The sequence below is a fragment of the Xenophilus sp. Marseille-Q4582 genome (assembly GCF_916700565.1).
Lineage (GTDB): Bacteria > Pseudomonadota > Gammaproteobacteria > Burkholderiales > Burkholderiaceae_C > Xenophilus.
This window is the reverse complement of the sequence record NZ_CAKAKO010000001.1, coordinates 1,088,819-1,106,272: the sequence shown is the minus strand read 5'-3', so window position 1 is coordinate 1,106,272 and position 17,454 is coordinate 1,088,819. Positions and strand designations below refer to the sequence as shown.

General features: G+C 65.5%; 16 protein-coding genes. 12 read left to right on the top strand and 4 right to left on the bottom strand.

The features are described 5' to 3' along the window. Window positions 1–24 precede the first annotated feature (24 nt). Window positions 25–486, bottom strand: coding sequence for a BLUF domain-containing protein (locus LG388_RS05100; RefSeq protein ID WP_225781730.1), 462 nt, complete (start codon window positions 484–486; stop codon window positions 25–27). A 328-nt stretch (window positions 487–814) separates the two neighbouring features. On the opposite strand from LG388_RS05100, the gene LG388_RS05095 reads away from it, so the two are divergent. From LG388_RS05095 to LG388_RS05060, 8 genes are all read left to right on the top strand, one after another. Next, a complete protein-coding gene (locus LG388_RS05095; RefSeq protein WP_225781729.1) occupies window positions 815–1,228 on the top strand; it encodes a hypothetical protein in 414 nt (137 codons plus the stop codon). Window positions 1,229–1,421: 193 nt separating this feature from the next. Continuing rightward, a complete protein-coding gene (locus tag LG388_RS05090; RefSeq protein ID WP_225781728.1) occupies window positions 1,422–2,108 on the top strand; it encodes a heavy metal response regulator transcription factor in 687 nt (228 codons plus the stop codon). Beyond that, window positions 2,105–3,454, top strand: a complete 1,350-nt coding sequence (locus tag LG388_RS05085; protein WP_225781727.1) for a heavy metal sensor histidine kinase — start codon at window positions 2,105–2,107, stop codon at window positions 3,452–3,454. Before LG388_RS05090 ends, LG388_RS05085 begins: the two co-directional genes overlap by 4 nt. Window positions 3,455–3,558: 104 nt before the next feature. After that, on the top strand, window positions 3,559–4,836 hold the full coding sequence (locus LG388_RS05080; RefSeq protein WP_225781726.1) for a TolC family protein: 1,278 nt from the start codon (window positions 3,559–3,561) through the stop codon (window positions 4,834–4,836). A gap of 108 nt (window positions 4,837–4,944) precedes the next feature. After that, the gene (locus LG388_RS05075; RefSeq protein ID WP_225781725.1) at window positions 4,945–5,487 is read left to right on the top strand and encodes a hypothetical protein; all 543 of its coding nucleotides are present in this window, start codon (window positions 4,945–4,947) and stop codon (window positions 5,485–5,487) included. An 83-nt stretch (window positions 5,488–5,570) separates the two neighbouring features. Continuing rightward, complete coding sequence (locus LG388_RS05070; RefSeq protein ID WP_225781830.1) at window positions 5,571–6,668, top strand: efflux RND transporter periplasmic adaptor subunit; 1,098 nt, start codon at window positions 5,571–5,573, stop codon at window positions 6,666–6,668. 18 nt (window positions 6,669–6,686) lie between these two features. Continuing rightward, entirely contained in the window at window positions 6,687–9,809 is a 3,123-nt protein-coding gene (locus LG388_RS05065; RefSeq protein WP_225781724.1) for an efflux RND transporter permease subunit, read from the top strand. A 70-nt stretch (window positions 9,810–9,879) separates the two neighbouring features. After that, window positions 9,880–10,281, top strand: coding sequence for a hypothetical protein (locus tag LG388_RS05060; protein ID WP_225781723.1), 402 nt, complete (start codon window positions 9,880–9,882; stop codon window positions 10,279–10,281). 70 nt (window positions 10,282–10,351) lie between these two features. Here LG388_RS05060 and LG388_RS05055 read toward each other — a convergent pair whose 3' ends face one another. Together LG388_RS05055 and LG388_RS05050 are read right to left on the bottom strand one after the other, a co-directional pair. After that, the gene (locus LG388_RS05055) at window positions 10,352–10,657 is read right to left on the bottom strand and encodes a hypothetical protein (RefSeq protein ID WP_225781722.1); all 306 of its coding nucleotides are present in this window, start codon (window positions 10,655–10,657) and stop codon (window positions 10,352–10,354) included. A 342-nt stretch (window positions 10,658–10,999) separates the two neighbouring features. Continuing rightward, window positions 11,000–11,861, bottom strand: a protein-coding gene (locus tag LG388_RS05050; protein WP_225781721.1) for an IS5 family transposase whose coding sequence is annotated in 2 segments (ribosomal slippage) — window positions 11,000–11,450 and window positions 11,449–11,861 — 864 coding nt in all. Because the reading frame shifts where the segments join, the coding sequence is not laid out codon by codon here. A 183-nt stretch (window positions 11,862–12,044) separates the two neighbouring features. Between LG388_RS05050 and LG388_RS05045 the strand changes: the two genes are divergently transcribed. Next, on the top strand, window positions 12,045–12,500 hold the full coding sequence (locus LG388_RS05045; protein ID WP_225781720.1) for a DUF2846 domain-containing protein: 456 nt from the start codon (window positions 12,045–12,047) through the stop codon (window positions 12,498–12,500). A 155-nt stretch (window positions 12,501–12,655) separates the two neighbouring features. Here the strand turns inward: LG388_RS05045 and LG388_RS05040 are convergent, their stop codons facing one another. Then, window positions 12,656–14,017, bottom strand: a complete 1,362-nt coding sequence (locus LG388_RS05040; RefSeq protein WP_225781719.1) for an IS5 family transposase — start codon at window positions 14,015–14,017, stop codon at window positions 12,656–12,658. Window positions 14,018–14,222: 205 nt separating this feature from the next. On the opposite strand from LG388_RS05040, the gene LG388_RS26775 reads away from it, so the two are divergent. The 3 genes from LG388_RS26775 to LG388_RS05025 all read left to right on the top strand — a co-directional run bounded on the left by LG388_RS26775 (window position 14,223) and on the right by LG388_RS05025 (window position 17,451). Continuing rightward, the gene (locus LG388_RS26775) at window positions 14,223–14,855 is read left to right on the top strand and encodes a TauD/TfdA family dioxygenase (protein WP_225781718.1); all 633 of its coding nucleotides are present in this window, start codon (window positions 14,223–14,225) and stop codon (window positions 14,853–14,855) included. 332 nt (window positions 14,856–15,187) lie between these two features. After that, window positions 15,188–15,793: a hypothetical protein gene (locus LG388_RS05030; RefSeq protein WP_225781717.1), complete on the top strand. Its 606-nt coding sequence runs from the start codon at window positions 15,188–15,190 to the stop codon at window positions 15,791–15,793. A gap of 296 nt (window positions 15,794–16,089) precedes the next feature. Further along, the gene (locus LG388_RS05025; RefSeq protein ID WP_225781716.1) at window positions 16,090–17,451 is read left to right on the top strand and encodes an IS5 family transposase; all 1,362 of its coding nucleotides are present in this window, start codon (window positions 16,090–16,092) and stop codon (window positions 17,449–17,451) included. Window positions 17,452–17,454: the final 3 nt, after the last annotated feature.

The following is a 17,454-nucleotide window of genomic DNA, read 5'->3' as shown; positions in this document are numbered from 1 at the left end:
CGGCGGGGGCCTCGGTCCCGGCCGCTATCCGCCCTTCCACCACGCGGGCGCTTCGCGCAGCGGCGGCGGGGCGGCGGGGCCGCCCTGGCGCTGGATGCGCTCGGCCAGCCCGGTGCAGAAGTGCCACAGGTCGCGCCGGTCCACCGGCTGCGCGGCAATCAACGTGGCGATGCGCTCACGCCACGAGGCGTCGAAACAATAGGCCAGCGGCTGGCCGTCGAACATGGGCGCGGCGCGGCGCGTTTCGTAGATCACGCGCGTGTCCTTCAGTCGCTTGGACAGCAGCACGAAAGCCATGAAGCGGTCCACGGCGGCCTCGGTCCCTTCGACCACGTGGAAGATGCCCAATCCGTCGTCCAGCAGGGCGCCGGTAACCGGCTCGCGCATCGCCACCTGCCGGGCGGCCGTCACGAAGGCCGAAAGGGGCCATTTCCCACGCTTGCTCCGGCCCACGTACACGACCAGCTTCACCTGCTCCAAATTCATCTCACTCCATGCGCCAAGGACGCGAGGAATTTTGCGTGACTCAAAAACTATTACTTTGCACGTAAGTAAATAATTCTTCTTGTTACTTTATTTGACAATCACGGGGCCGATGAAGGGACCGCTTTGCCCGCAAACATCCGCCGTTCCGCGTTTTCAAGGGGGCGAGCCGGACCCGGCGTCGGGCGCCAGGGCGGGATGCCATTCGTTGCCGTCCATGACGCAGCCGTCATCGCGCCGTTCGTTCGATGACAGCTCGCATTCCTAGAGTGAAGGCCAGGGTGCAGCGCGACTGCCCTTTCACCTCCCTCAACTTCTCCAAGGAATGCCCATGCGCAAGACCTTCCTGGCACTTTCTTCGCTTTGCCTGGCCGCGGCCACCGTCCCGGCTTTTGCCGGTAACTACGCCGAGGGCGATCCGCGGCCGTCGGCGCTGCCGACCCAACTCACCACGGCCCAGGTCCAGCACGAGACCCGGCAATGGAGGGCCACGGCGCCCACGGTCGGCTACCCCGAAGGCCATCCGCGCGCGACCGCGATCTCCGGCCAGAAGAGCCGCGCCGAGGTCCATGCCGAAGCCGTGGCCTGGACGCGGTCGGGCATGAGCGAGATCGCCTACGGCGAGGTCGCCCTGGACAGCCGCGGCCCGAGCTATGAACGGGCGCTGCAGGCCTTCCGTGCCCTGTCGGCGGACCGGCAGGCTGCGGCCGCCCCGCTCCCGGCGCCCCGGCCGCCGCAGCGCTGAGCGGGCGGGGCCACATGCGGGTGCAGCGGGTGCAGCGGGTGCCGCAGATGACGGATCTGTCATCTTCGTGCAGGCCGGCTGACAGGCACGCCGTCTACAGTGGGCTTCGCCCGGCGCGCCGGGCCTTGCCCCCTCGCCACGCCCCCGCTGAACGTCCGACCGCCCGCACGGGCCGGCCACTACCATCCCATCCATGTACCTGCTGGTTGTCGAAGATGAACAGAAGCTGGGCGACTACCTGCGCAAGGGGCTGAGCGAAAGCGGCTTCAACGTGGACCTGGCGCGCGACGGCGCCCTCGGCTTCGGCATGGCGCGCAGCGGCAACTACGACGCCATCGTGCTCGACGTGATGCTGCCCGGCCTGGGCGGCTTCGACTTCGTGAAGGGCCTGCGCCAGGCCGGCGTGCCGGTGCCCGTGCTCATGCTCACCGCGCGTGACGCCGTGGAAGACCGCGTCAAGGGCCTGGAAAGCGGCGCCGACGATTACCTGGCCAAGCCCTTCGCCTTTTCCGAACTGCTCGCGCGCGTGCGCGCCCTGCTGCGCCGCAGCCCGCTGCAGGACGTCACGCGCTACGCCCTGGCCGACCTGCAGCTGGACCCGCTGACGCGCCGCGCCCAGCGCGCCGGCCGCCGGCTGGACCTGACGGCCAAGGAATTCGCGCTGCTGTCGCTGCTGCTGCGCCGCCAGGGCCAGATCCTGTCGCGCGCCGTGCTGGCCGACCAGGTGTGGGGCATGAACTTCGACAGCGAGACCAACGTGGTCGAAGTCGCCATCCGCCGCCTGCGCAGCAAGATCGACGATCCCTTCGACACCCAACTGCTGCACACGGTGCGCGGCATGGGCTACGTGCTGGAGCAGCGGGACGGCGCGGCGCCATGACGCCGCCCGGCTCCATCCAGGCCCGGCTTTCGCGCTGGCTGGCGCTGCAGACGCTGGTCGGCCTCAGCATCGTCTGCGCGGGCATCTACGCGGCCATCAGCTGGAGCTTCGAGGCCAAGCACGAAGACGAGTACCGCCAGCACTACGAGATGGTGAAGCACGCCATCACCGACAGCAACCACAGCCCCACCACTGGCGACGTTCAGCACAAGCTCAAGGATATCTTCGCCAGCCACCCGGACCTGGCGGTGGAGCTGACGCTGAACGGCCAGACCTTCTACGCGCACCAGCCCCTGACCAGCGGCCCCTCGCGCTGGGTGTGGCGCAGCGCGCCCGCGGGCGACCTGGTGCTGCAGGGCCAGCCGCTGCAAGCCCGCATGGCGCTGGACGTGGGCCGCGACGACGTGATGCGCCGCCGCCTGGGCTATGTGCTGATCGTCACCGCCGCGCTGGGCTCGCTGGGGGTGTCGCTCACCGGCTTCTGGCTGGTGCGGCGCAGCCTGGCGCCGCTCAAGCTGCTGGCCGCCGAAACCGCCGAGCTTGGCCCCGACAAGCCGGGCCGGCGCATCGTGGCGGGTGCCTATGCCGACGAGCTGCAGCCCTGGATCCACCAGTTCAATGCGCTGCTGGAGCGCGCCGAGGGCGCCTACGCGCAGCTGGAAGCCTTCAACGCCGACCTGGCGCACGAGCTGCGCACGCCGCTGTCGAACATGATCGCGCAGGTGGAAGTGGAACTGGGCCGCAGCCGCAGTGTGGAAGCGCTGCGCGAAGCGCTGGGCTCCTGCCTGGAGGAAGTGCGGCGCATGTCCGCCATCATGGCCGACATGCTCTTTCTCTCGCAGGCCGACCGCGGCGCCAAGGCGCGCCGCTCGGCGCCCTGCAGCCTGGCCGAACAGGTGCGGGCCGTGGCCGAGTTCCACGAGCCCGATCTGGACGACCGGGGGCTGACCCTGGAACTGCGCGGCGATGCGCTGCTGGCCGTGGACACGGGCCTGCTGCGCCGCGCCCTCTCCAACCTGGTGAGCAATGCCATCCGCCACGCGGAAGCGGGCAGCGCCATCGTGGTCTCCATCGAACAGGCCGCCGCGGGCGTGAGCATCAGCGTGCAGAACCGCGGCATGCTCATTCCGCCCGGCACGCTGGAGCGCATCTTCGAGCGCTTCTTCCGTGCCGACGCGGCGCGCACCGGCTCCTCGCAGCACCACGGCCTGGGGCTGGCCATCGTCGCGGCCATCGCGCGCATGCACGACGGGCGCACCTTCGCCAGCAGCGCGATGGGGCTCACGCGCATCGGCTTGCACCTCGCGGCCCCGGCGGCGGACGCGCCCTCCCCCTCTGCCAGATGACGCAGATGTAATCTTCGCGTGATCTGGCGGGCGAGCTGCCTTCCTAGCATGAACGCATTCGTTTCAGCCATGCGGCCCGCCCGGGGTTGCGGGCGTCCTGCTTCATGCCGCTCCTTCGTCTCATCGTTCTCGCCTGCGCGCCGCTCCTCGGCGCGGTGGCGCCCGCGGGCGCCCAGCCTTTCCCCGCTTCCGCGCCATCCACGCCTGCCGCGGCCCCCGCGGCCCGCCCGGCCGGCTCGCTGAAAGACGCCTTCGACGCCGCCTGGCAGCGCCAGCCCGAGGCCCGCGCGCTGGCCCAGCGCCGCGCCGCGGCCGAGGCCTCGCAGCGCGCGGCGTCGTCGTGGACGCCTTCGGCCCTGGCGCTGGAACTGGCCCACACCACCGACCGCGTCAACGACAACGAAGGCCAGCGCGAATGGGAGGCCGGCCTGGCGATCCCGCTGTGGCGGCCCGGCGAACGCAGCCGCAGCCGCGCGCTGGCCGAGGCCGAAGCCGAAGGCGTGGAACGCCGCGCCGCGCTCGCGCGCCTGCAACTGGCCGGCAGCTTGCGCGAGGCCTGGTGGCCCCTGGCCCAGGCGCGCCTGGCCGAACGGCTGGCCGCCGAGCAGCTGCGCCACGCCGAACAGCTGGCCGCCGACGTGGAGCGCCGCCTGCGGGCTGGCGAACTGGCGCGCAGCGACCTGCTGCAGGCCCAGGGCACCGTGGCCGCCGCGCGCGCCGAGCAGGCGCAAGCGCAGCAGGCGCGCGCCGAAGCCGCCCAGCGCTGGCAGGCGCTGACCGGCGTCGCCGCCCCCGACGGCGCGCAACTGCAGCCCGAAGCCGAGCCCACCGAAGCGGCCGCCCCCGCCTTCGACGCGCACCCGCAGGGCGCCGCGCTGGCCCAGCGCCTGGCTGTGGCACGCGCCAACGTCGCCCTCGCGCAGCGCCAGGGCGCCGGCAACCCGGAACTCACGCTGGGCACCACGCGCGAGCGCGGCAGCTTCGAGGAGCGCGGGCGCTCCTCGCTCAACATCGGCCTGCGCGTGCCCTTCGGCGCCTCCGCGCGCCAGGAGGCGCAGGTCGCCAACGCGCAGGCCGAGGCGCTCGAACTCGAAGCGCAGATCGAGCAGGCCCAACTGCGCCTGGCCACGGAACAACAGAGCCTGCGCATGCGCATCGCGGCCACGCGCGTGCGGCTGGCCGCGGCCGAGGAGCGTGCGCGTCTGGCCGAACAGACGCGCCAGATGATCGAAAAATCCTTCCGCCTCGGCGAGTCGGACCTGCCCACCCGCCTGCGCACCAACCTCGAAGCCACGGAGGCCGCGCGCCAGCAAGCCGCCGCGCGCCTGGAGCTGGCCAGCGCCATTTCGCAATGGCGCCAGTCGCTGGGGCTGCTGCCCTGACCGCGCGGCCCCTGCCTTTGTCGCCTACCCCTGTCGCCCGCCCCTGCCGCCCGCCGCGCACCACGCGCCTCGCCCCTCTGTCTGCCTTCCTCCTCTTTTGCCAACACCATGAATGTCCTTCGCCTTGCGGGCGTGCTGGCCCTGTCCGGCGCGCTCCTCACACCGCTTGCCCAGGCCCACGAGGGCCACGACGACGGCCCCGCCGCGCCCACCGGCCAGGCCCATCCGCGCTTCGCGCTCGAATCCGAAGCCTTCGAACTGGTCGGCGTGCTCGAAGGCCAGCGCCTGGCGATCTACCTGGACCGCCATGCCAGCAACGAGCCCGTGAACGACGCCAAGATCGAACTGCAACTGGGCGACGCCAGCTACACCGCCGAGCCGCACGGCCCCGGCGAATACGAAGTGACGCTGCCGCAGCCCCTGCCCGCCGGCGAGCTGCCCGTCACGGCCACGCTGGCCGTGGGCCCTGAAGCCGACCTGCTGGCCGGTGAGCTGCACATCGATGAGGCCGTGCACGACGCCCCCGCCGCCGCGCCGGCTTGGCGCCGCTATGCGCCCTGGGCCGTGGGCGGACTGGCGCTGATCGCCGCGCTCGGCCTGGCCCGGGGCCGTGGCAAGCGCGACGCCCCCCTCGAAGGAGCCCGCGCATGAACCGCCTGAACCTGCCCTCGCTGGAGGGGCACCGCGCCGCATCGACCCGCCCCCTCAAGTGCAGCGCCGCGCGCCTGCGACACATGGCGCTGCTCGCCGCACTGACGCTGGGCGCCCCCGCCTTCGCCGGCCCCGGCCATGACCATGGCGACGCGCCCCCCGCCGCCAGCAGCAACGGCCCGCAGCGCCTGCCCGATGGCAGCGTGTTCCTGCCCAAGCCCGCGCAGCGCCAGCTGGGCGTGCGCACCGTGCGGGCCGAAAGCGGCCAGCACCCGCGCAGCACCGAGCTGGACGGCCGCGTGGTGATGGACCCGCAAAGCGGCGGCCGCGTGCAGGCGCTGATCGCCGGCCGGGTGGAAGCCGGCCCACGCGGCCTGCCCGAGCCCGGCCAGGCCGTGCGCAAGGGCGAGGTGCTGGCCTGGGTGCAACCGGCCGCCGCGCCGCTGGAACGCGCCTCGCAATCGGCCCAGCTGGCCGAGCTGCGCGCCGCCCAGCAACTGGCGGAAAAGCGCCTGGCCCGCCTGCGCGAGCTCAGCGACACCATCCCGCGCAAGGACATCGAAGCCGCCGAAAGCGAGGCCTCCAGCGCGCGCGCCCGCGCCCAGGCCATCGGCGCGGGCCTGACCAACCGCGACCCGCTGGTCGCGCCCGTGTCGGGCGTCATCGCTTCTTCCGCCGTGGTGGCGGGCCAGGTGGTGGACGCACGTGAAGTGATCTTCGAAATCGTCGACCCGCAGCGCCTGCGCATCGAGGCGCTGGCCTACGACCCGGCGCTGCTGGCCGACATCGCCGGTGCCAGCGTCGCGGTGGGCGATGCGCGCGTGCCGCTGCGCTTCATCGGCGCCGCGCGCAGCCTGCGCGAACAGGCGCTGCCGCTGGCCTTTGGCTCCCAGACGCAGGCGCAGGCGGACGCACTGGCCACGCTGGCCGTGGGCCAGCCGCTGCGCGTGCAGGTGCACAGCAAGAGCACGGTGCAGGCCATCGCCGTGCCGCAATCGGCCGTGATGAAGAACGCCGCCAACCAGGCCATCGTCTGGGTCAAGACGCAGCCCGAGCACTTCGCGCCGCGCACCGTCACGGTGGTGCCGCTCGACGGCGTGCGCGTGGCCGTCACCTCGGGCCTGAAGGCCGGCGAGCGCGTGGCCACGCAGGGCGCCACGCTGATCAACCAGGTCCGCTGAACGAGGCACCGACACACCATGTTCAAGTGGCTCCTCGACAGCAGCCTGGCCCACAGGCTGCTGGTGATCATCGTCGCGCTGGCGGCCATGGCCTATGGCCTGTTCACGCTTTCGCGCACGCCGGTGGACGTGTTCCCCGACCTCAACAAGCCCACGGTGACGGTGATGACCGAAGCCGGCGGCATGGCCGCCGAAGAGGTGGAGCAGCTCATCACCTTCCCGCTGGAAACGACCATGAACGGTCTGCCCGGCGTGGAGACGGTGCGCTCGGTGTCGTCCGCCGGCCTGTCCTTCCTCTACGTCACCTTCGACTGGAGCACCGAGATCTTCCGCGCCCGCCAACTGGTGTCGGAGCGCCTGTCGGCGATGGAAGAAGGCCTGCCGCCCGGTGTGGTGCCACGCATGGGGCCCATCAGCTCGGTGATGGGCGAGATCATGCAGATCGCCATTCCGGTGGACAGCGAAAAGATCTCGGCCATGGCCGTGCGCGAGTACGCCGACTGGGTGCTGCGCCCGCGCCTGATGTCGGTGCCCGGCGTGGCGCAGGTGATCCCGATCGGCGGCGAGGTGCGGCAGTTCCAGGTGCAGCCGCTGGCCGCGCAGATGGCGCAGCTGGGCGTGTCTTTCGAACAGCTCGAGGCCGCGCTGCAGGGCTTTTCGGCCAACACCTCGGGCGGCTTCCTCGAAGTCAACGGCCGTGAGTACCTGATCCGCCATCTGGGCCGCACCTCGCGCCTGGAAGACCTGCGCCGCCTGGCCGTGGGCCACCGCAACGGCCAGCCCATCCTGCTGCACCAGGTGGCGCAGGTGAGCTTCGCGCCCGCCCTCAAGCGCGGCGACGCCGGCTTCGAAGGCCGGCCCGCCGTGATCCTGGGCATCCAGAAGCAGCCCACGGCCGACACCATCGCGCTCACCAAACAGATCGAGGAAGCGCTGGCGGGCATGAAGGCCTCGCTGCCCGCGGGCATGGACGCACCGCGCGTCACCTTCCGCCAAGCCAGCTTCATCGAGGCCTCCATCACCACCTTGCAGGGCAAGCTGATCGGCGCCTCGGTCTTCGTGGCCGTGATCCTGTTCTTCTTCCTCGGCACCGTGCGGCCCACGCTGATCGCGCTCACGGCCATTCCGGTGTCCATCTTCATCACGGCGCTGGTGTTCCGCTGGTTCGGCATGTCCATCAACACCATGACCCTGGGTGGTCTGGCGATTGCCATCGGCGGCCTGGTGGACGACGCCGTGGTGGACGTGGAAAACATCATGCGCCGTCTGCGCGAAGACCGCGCGCGCAACCCCGGCGCGCGCCTGAACCCGCTGGAAGTGGTCAAGCGCGCGTCGATGGAAGTGCGCTCGGCCATCCTCTACGCCACCGTGATCATCGTGCTGGTGTTCCTGCCGCTGTTCGCGCTGCCGGGGCTGGAAGGGCGCCTGTTCGTGCCGCTGGGCGTGGCCTTCATCGTGTCCACGCTGGCCTCGCTGGTGGTGTCGGTCACCGTCACGCCCGTGCTCAGCTACTACCTGCTGCCGCGCATGAAGCGGCTTCAGCACGGCGACACCAAACTGCTGGCCTGGCTGAAGGCGCGCTACAGCGGCGGCCTGCAGGCCGTGCTGCGGCGCCCGCGCATCGCCATCGCCACGGCGGCCGTGGCCGTGCTGGCAGCAGGCGCGGCGGTGCCCTTCTTCCCCACCACCTTCTTGCCGCCCTTCAACGAAGGCACGCTGCTGATCGGCATGCGCCTGAACCCCGGCGTGACGCTGGCCGAAAGCGCCAGCCTGGCCAGCCAGGCCGAACGCCTGGTGCGCGAAGTGCCCGAAGTCACGCACGTGGGCCGGCGCAGCGGCCGGGCCGAACTGGACGAGCATGCCGAAGGCGTGCACGTGAGCGAGCTGGACGTGGGCCTGCTGCCTGCATCGGCACTCAAGCGCCCGATGGCCGAGATCACGGCCGACATCCGCCAGCGCATCGCGCACCTGCCAGCCGCCATCAGCATCGGCCAGCCCATCTCGCACCGCATCGACCACATGCTCTCGGGCGTGCGCGCGCAGATCGCCATCAAGCTCTTCGGCGAAGACCTGGACGTGCTGCGCGGCCAGGCCGAAGTGCTGCGCGCACGGCTGGCCACCATCGACGGCATGACCGACCTGGAGGTGGAAAAGCAGGTGCTGTCGCCGCAGATCAAGGTGCATGTGGACTACGACCGCGCCGCGCAGTACGGCGTGGCCGCGCCGCAGGTGCTGGCGTCTTTGCAGCGGCTGGTGGAAGGCCAGCGCGTGTCGCAGGTGACCGAAGGCGCGCGCCGCTTCGCGCTGGTGGTGCGCCTGCCCGAAAGCGCGCGCAGCGCCGAAGGCCTGGGCCAGTTGCTGATCGAAACGCCCACCGGCCACGTGCCGCTGTCGCGCATCGCCACCATCGAAGACAGCGACGGCCCCAACCAGGTGAGCCGCGACGACGGGCGCCGGCGCATCGTGCTCTCGGCCAACGCATCGGGCCGCGCTCTATCGGACGTGGTGGCCGACATGCGCGCCGTGGTGGCCGACATGAAGCTGCCCGAGGGCTACTTCATCACCCTGGGCGGCCAATTCCAGGCGCAGGAAGAAGCGTCGCGCCTGGTCGGCCTGCTGTCGCTGGTGTCACTCACGCTGATGTTCGTGGTGCTCTACAGCCGCTATCAGTCCACCGTGCTGTCGGTGCTCATCATGGCCAACATCCCGCTGGCGCTGGTGGGTGCGGTGATCGGGCTGTGGCTGTCGGGCCAGCCGCTGTCGGTGGCGGCGCTGGTGGGCTTCATCACGCTGGCGGGCATCTCGGTGCGCAACGGCATTCTGAAAGTCAGCCACTACATCAACCTGATGCGCTTCGAGGGCGAGCAGTTCGACACGAAGATGATCGTGCGCGGCTCGCTGGAGCGGCTGTCTCCGGTGCTGATGACCGCGCTGGTCACCGCCTTTGCGCTGGCCCCGCTGCTCTTCGAGGCCGAACGCCCCGGCACCGAAGTGCTGCACCCCGTGGCCGTGGTCATCTTCTCGGGCCTCATCAGCTCCACGCTGCTCGACACCTTCTTGACGCCCGCCCTGTTCTGGCTCTTCGGCCGCAAGAGCGCACAGCGGCTGGTCGAAAACTCCGACGACACGCAGGCGCTGTGACGAGCGCGCCCGCCTCCTTCCTCATCCTTCCTTCCTGTCTCCAACACTTACTTCACAAGGAAAGCACCGCATGACACCCCGTACCCGCCTGCTGGCCCCCAGCGCCGTTTTCGCCGTGTGCGCCGCCTTCACCCTCGCCGCCCTGCCCGCCTGGGCCGATGAAAGCCACGACCTCGCCCCCGCGCACGGCGGCGTGGTGGTCGAGGCCAAGCACATGGTCTACGAACTGGTGGCCAAGCCCGCCGCCGTGCAGCTGTACCTGCGCGACCACGGCAAGCCCGTGCCCGCGGCCGGCCTGAGCGCCAAGCTCACGCTGCTGGCCGGCACGCAGAAGCAAGACGTGGAACTGAAGCCCGCCGGCGACAAGCTGGAAGCTACGGGTAGCTTTACCGTGCCGGCCGGCACCAAGGTGGTGGCGGTGGTGACGCGCGAAGGCAAGAGCCTGGGGACGGCGCGGTTCACGCTGAAGTGAAGCACGCCCTGCGGCGGCAGCCGGCTACCGCGCCGGTCGTGCCGCCGCGCGTGCCATCGACCTTGGCACCTCAGTGATGCGGCTCCAGCATGGCGCAGTCCTTCAACTGCTGCAGCACCGTGCCCCAGGCCGTGTTGCAAAAAGCGAAGAAGCGCGCGCCCTCTTTCCAACCCTGGTGCGTGAAGCTCAGCACCGTCTGCACCGGAATCTGCCGCGCCCAGCCCCCGCTGGCCGCGGCCGAAGACGCGCGCTCACCCAGGGCAAAGGTGATGGTCGTGCCCGTCCACTCCGACGCGGGCGTGGACGCATCGTGCGCGCTGATGCATTGCCACCGCAGCATGCGGCCCGACTCGCGCGCCAGCACCAGCATCTGCACCACCCCATGCACGGGGGCCGGGCGAGTGCTCTCAAACCGGACCACACGGCGTGACCCCCCTCATTCTCCGTGCCACCTACCAGCGGCTCATGCCGTCAGCGTTGCCCAGACATCTACACGGCTGCTCGCGTGGTGCATTGATCCAGACCTCATGCAGCGGTCGAGGTTGAGGCTGAGGCTGAGGCGGACGCCAAGGCAACGGCGGTTGTGACACGCGATAGCAAGAAAGTGGAGACGACGCATGTCACGCTGAAGTGTGCTGCAGCGGTACCGAGTGGCGCTTCAGGCTTATGGCCCGATTTAGTTGCTCTCGTAGCTGAGCAGGGTCACGACCTTTAGAACTTATCCGTAAATAATGTTCGTCCCTGCCGGCACCTTGCGCAAGGCAATGATGGCTGCGGCGAGATGATTGAGCGCGATAAAGCTGCGCTCAAGCTTCTCATAGCGCACGAGTAGCTTTCGGAACCGGTTGAACCAGCTATGGCAGACCTCTACGACCCACCGTCGCGCCTTCTTCTTGGGGTCGCGTTGCTTGATGAGATCAGCCTCAGTGCGGCGTCCGACGACATGAGGGATGTAGCCGTGGTCTTCGATGGTGCGAAGGTGTTCCGCGCCCCGGTAGCCAGCGTCAGCACACAGGTGCTTGTTTCGTCGATGCGGTGGATCCTTGCGTTCGACGACGATGGCGTTGAGGACCGCGTCAAGGCGCTTGCAGTCATGGACGTTGGCCCCGGTCACGACGAGCGACAACGGGACGCCACGGCCGTCCACCAACAGATGCCGCTTGCTGCCCTTTTTTTCCCCGATCCGTCGGGTTGGGCCCCACGGCCTCCCGGGCCAGTGGCGCCTTCATCATTGCGCCGTCCACACTCTGCCAGCGCCAGGCAATGCCCTGCATCTGGTCGTACTCTGCCAAGCCTGCTTTCCACAGTTCCTCGAAAAAGCCCGCAGCCTCCCACTCAAGGAACCGCTTGTGGATTGCACTCGCACTGCCGAAGCGCTCCTTGGGCAATGCCTTCCACTGGCAGCCTGTGCGCAGTACGTACACGATGGCCTCGAACACCTGTCGAGCCGGCTTGGGCGGTCGCCCGGCGCCGGGCTTGCGCACGTAGATCTTGTCTGTCGGCGAGCGCGCAGGAATCAACGGCTCAACGCGCTGCCAGAACTCATCTGTCACGACCCATGACTGAACACGATTGGCCAAGTTCTCGATCCCGCACCGCGTCAGCTGCGGCTCGGGTCGTGAGTTTAACTATTTACGGATAAGTTCTTAGCCAGAGTGCAGATCCGCATCGTCGAAAGCCACAACAACCAGCCCTCGCTGATGGAGAACAAGATACATTAGGTCACAAACAGTTCACGCACCAATACTGGTACTTAAGATCGCATGAAGAATCGCATTTCTCGTTTTCAACTGGGGTTGCTTTTTGGGGCAACGGTGCTACTCGCCGGCTGCGCGACCAGCACGGAAAACTTCGACACCAGCAAGTACTCGACTCCCGCACCTGGCAAAGCCGGCCTATTCGCAGTCAGGGAAGCCGCATGGGGCTTGACTCAATTGAAGGACGTCGAGCTTTACCTTGACAGAAAGTTGATCGGAAAAATTGGCATATCGGAGTACCTATATGCGGACGTGGAGCCCGGTCTACACAACATCGGTCCCGACCCCACAGGATGGCGCGAGATAAATGTGCATTTTGACGCTGGCCAAAACTACTTATTTCGACTAGGGCGAGACTCAAAAATGACGCCCTGGGTTGCAATAGAAAGAATCCCCGTTCGTATTGAAAATTACATGGGATATATAAAACGAGGGGATTATGAAGTCTATGATTTGGATTAAACATAGAATTTCGAAAAATTGGCAATTCTAGGATTGCTGTACTGATTTTTAATAGGATATGTTTTTAAAAGAAATTAAACATAAATTCTTGCTCATGGCCCGGCATGGGCATCTTATTAAAAAATCCCAAGACTAAAGAGTCAGCCCTGAACAATTCAGTTGTCAGCTACAGATAGGCTGACGTCGCCAGGAGCGGCCAGCAGTGCGGCGATGACCGCCTGCATCGATAACCCGAATCGGGCGCAATAAAGCCGCAGCGCGGCCAGGATCAGGCGCAGGTTATGCCCGGCACCGCACATCACCGCGTGCAGCGCATCGCCCAGCGCACCCTTGAGCGGGTTGCGGCCCAGCCGCCCGTCCATCTTCATGTGCCCAATGGCCGGTTCGATGGCGCTGCGCCGCTTGATCATGGCCCTGAGCGTTCGGGTGATGCCCCGCTTTTGGCCCGACATCAGGATGCGCACACCTTCAACTTTCACACCCCGGTAGCCCTTGTCCACGATTGCCGTGGCGGGCGGCCTGTCCGTGCCAGTGAGGATGCCCACCTGCTCCAGTGTCTCAGCCAGGGTGTGGCCGTCGTAGGGGTTGCCCGGCATGGAGCGCATGCCCACCACCAGGCCTTCCTTCAACGTGGTAGCGATGCGGACCTTCACGCCGAACTCGTACGGTGTCCTGGCTTTGCCTTTGCTGATGCATTCGACCTCGGGCGCGTGCAGGGCGTACAGCTTGTTCTTGTCCTTCGTGCGTTGACTGAGGATGCGGCCGGTGCGCTGCAGCAGGTCTTGGACCTTGGCCTGGGCCGCTTCGGGCAGCATGTGCAGTTGGCGGGCCACCTCGCGGTGCACGCGGCCAACCCGGGTGCGCAGTGTGCGAACGGCCTTGTTCATGCGCTTGAACTGCTTGGCGTGGGCGTAGCGCCCGATCTGCGCGGCCAGCCGTGGGGCGATGCGGTTGTAGTTCTGGCGCAGTTTCAGCCCATTGCCCTCAGCCACCTTGACCAGGTGCTGGCGGCTTCGCTCCAGCAGGCGGCTGTCGGTGGGGTGAGCGATAGCCTTGGGCATCACCGTGGTGTCCACGATCACTTGCTGCACGCTGGCTTTCTTGATGACGCCACCACGCCGGGCGGCATCGATGCTGGCCGCCAGCAGCATCTCCACGCCTTCTTCCCCAACGCGCTTTCTCCAGCGCGTCAGGCTGGACGGGTCAATGGGCAGCTCGGTCTGCAGGTAGGTCTCGCCGCAGAAGAACTGCCAGTATGGGTTCTCCACCCAGGTGTTGACCACCGCCTCGTCGGAGGCATCGAAGGTGTGCTGCAGGTACAGCAGCCCGGCGACCAGGCGCGGCGCCAAGGCGGGCCGCCCGCGCCCCGAAGTGAACGACACCGCGAACGTGCGCTCGATCTCGGCCCAGTCGATCAGCGCGCCCAGCCTGACCAGCGGATGCTTCATGTTGATCTGCTCGTCCAGTCGTGGACGAAACAACTCGCCCGTTTGCGGCTGCGAAGGCTTCGGACCCATCGGACTCCTCGGAGAAATTTGCAAAAAAACAGGCACTGGCAAGACCATACCTTGCAAATCCCGCGCCCATCAACTCGAAGAACAACCAGTCAGATCAAGGGCTTGCGAGTTGTTCAGGGCGGACTAAAGAGAATCCGACGCATCGCAAGGAAGCGGGGGGCACCAAAATAGAAAGCAGTTGCTCTGCTAGTTTTCGTTAAATTTTATGTCGCAGTTAGACCCTATACGCTGGAAAATTTATCCACGAACAGACGGAAGGCTACGTGTTCGTGCAAGAGAAATTATTGAATCCCTACGACCTGACCGGGTTGTATTGGAACGACTATGGGGCCGCTCGTCGTCAGCTGCTAGAGAAAATACTCTTTCATATTTTCATGGACATGAAGAGTTTCCACTGCATTCGGATAGGGCACTCACTCACACGCCTCCAAGGTGGCTGCTCCTAGTTGCACCGCGCCCTCGCACAACTCAAACTAGACTTTTTGACACTGAAAATCTGAAAACTATTTTTGGAGAAAATTATTTACGTCGCGCACTTTTCGTTCAGATAGCGCGCAACGGTCACTACTCTCGATTACTGGTTGATATCAGTAACCAGCAATGTATCCGATATAACCCGGACGTGATGCGCGCAGTAAACGCTGAAGCCAGTGCGATAGATGAATATTTGCGTTCCCCAAAATGCAACACGATTACTATTGACTGGAGGGCGAACTATATGACCCTAGTGGATAATTGGGCTATGCTTCACGCTAGAAGTGCATTTACTGATAACGACGACGTATCATTGTTTAGATTCTCAGTTTGGAGCAAAATAAATGACTTGGACATCAGCTAGTTTCTTTGCTAAAGCGCAGAATTATTGGACAAAGGCTAGCGCACGGGAGAGATCGGAAGAAGACTTTTTGTTGAGTGTAAGCTTCACTATTGAGTTTGTTACCCGGGGAGCACTCTGTTCAGTCAACCCAGCCCTAAACTCAGCGCCGGATCTTGAAAGTCTGTTTTTCGCTTGCGGGCAAGCACCGAGAACACCGGCAAGATCAATTGACCTCACTGAGGCTCTCAAGCGATTACATCGCTTGATTCCGGAACTGACGGGACAACGAGATCCTTAAGGTGCGCTCACTTATCGATGCTCGAAATGGGGAGTTGCACGGTGATTCCGCCGAGATGGCACAGCTGTCCGTAGATGCTTTAATGCCAAGCGTTTATTCATTCATCGTAAAGGTCTCGGTTTTCGCCAAAGAAGACCTGCAGTCCTTACTTGGCTCAGAAGACGCACAGCTCGCATTGCAAACTTCCAGCGCCATCGCGAAAGATAGATCGAAACGAGTATCTGACTTGATACGTATTTGCAAGGAACGATTTTTCGCTCTTTCTGAATCCGATCAAAAAATCAAGCGCGACGAAGAAAAAACTGATGCTGTTTCGGCAGTTCTCACGAGTGGCCACCATCTTAAATTCCTAAAATGCCCCGCTTGTGCAGCGATAGGTAAGTTGATCGCAACACCTGTTGGAAGGAGTTCGGCCTTCTTGAAGGGCGAGGAACTGGTACAGGAAGTTCGTGTCACGCCGATGCAATTTTCATGCAAATGCTGTGCATTGGAAATCAAGGGGTTGGACGAACTAATGGCGGCAGGTTTCTCGCATGAGTACCGCTCTATTGACGAAGTAGATCCTCTGGAGCACTTTAATATTGATCCAAGAGACTACGTCGACGCAGAAGAAATTCTGCGAGAATACCACCGCGATATGTATGAGTACAACGACGAATAGTCGCATATTCACCGCAACGCAGAAGCTTAATATCAATCAGAAAAGTAGAAACAAGCATTGATGCGGTAAAAATCGATTTCTGCTTAATGCCCAGACGCTTTCAATTCGCAGCAAGGCGCGCTATAGACGAAAGAAGTTGACGGCCGGCAGCGGTCTTTGTTGACGCTAGGTAGTCCGCCCTGAACAACTCGCAAGCCCTTGATCTGACTGGTTGTTCTTCGAGTTGATGGGCGCGGGATTTGCAAGGTATGGTCTTGCCAGTGCCTGTTTTTTTGCAAATTTCTCCGAGGAGTCCGATGGGTCCGAAGCCTTCGCAGCCGCAAACGGGCGAGTTGTTTCGTCCACGACTGGACGAGCAGATCAACATGAAGCATCCGCTGGTCAGGCTGGGCGCGCTGATCGACTGGGCCGAGATCGAGCGCACGTTCGCGGTGTCGTTCACTTCGGGGCGCGGGCGGCCCGCCTTGGCGCCGCGCCTGGTCGCCGGGCTGCTGTACCTGCAGCACACCTTCGATGCCTCCGACGAGGCGGTGGTCAACACCTGGGTGGAGAACCCATACTGGCAGTTCTTCTGCGGCGAGACCTACCTGCAGACCGAGCTGCCCATTGACCCGTCCAGCCTGACGCGCTGGAGAAAGCGCGTTGGGGAAGAAGGCGTGGAGATGCTGCTGGCGGCCAGCATCGATGCCGCCCGGCGTGGTGGCGTCATCAAGAAAGCCAGCGTGCAGCAAGTGATCGTGGACACCACGGTGATGCCCAAGGCTATCGCTCACCCCACCGACAGCCGCCTGCTGGAGCGAAGCCGCCAGCACCTGGTCAAGGTGGCCGAGGGCAATGGGCTGAAACTGCGCCAGAACTACAACCGCATCGCCCCACGGCTGGCCGCGCAGATCGGGCGCTACGCCCACGCCAAGCAGTTCAAGCGCATGAACAAGGCCGTTCGCACACTGCGCACCCGGGTTGGCCGCGTGCACCGCGAGGTGGCCCGCCAACTGCACATGCTGCCCGAAGCGGCCCAGGCCAAGGTCCAAGACCTGCTGCAGCGCACCGGCCGCATCCTCAGTCAACGCACGAAGGTCAAGAACAAGCTGTACGCCCTGCACGCGCCCGAGGTCGAATGCATCAGCAAAGGCAAAGCCAGGACACCGTACGAGTTCGGCGTGAAGGTCAGCATCGCTACCACGTTGAAGGAAGGCCTGGTGGTGGGCATGCGCTCCATGCCGGGCAACCCCTACGACGGCCACACCCTGGCTGAGACACTGGAGCAGGTGGGCATCCTCACTGGCACGGACAGGCCGCCCGCCACGGCAATCGTGGACAAGGGCTACCGGGGTGTGAAAGTTGAAGGTGTGCGCATCCTGATGTCGGGCCAAAAGCGGGGCATCACCCGAACGCTCAGGGCCATGATCAAGCGGCGCAGCGCCATCGAACCGGCCATTGGGCACATGAAGATGGACGGGCGGCTGGGCCGCAACCCGCTCAAGGGTGCGCTGGGCGATGCGCTGCACGCGGTGATGTGCGGTGCCGGGCATAACCTGCGCCTGATCCTGGCCGCGCTGCGGCTTTATTGCGCCCGATTCGGGTTATCGATGCAGGCGGTCATCGCCGCACTGCTGGCCGCTCCTGGCGACGTCAGCCTATCTGTAGCTGACAACTGAATT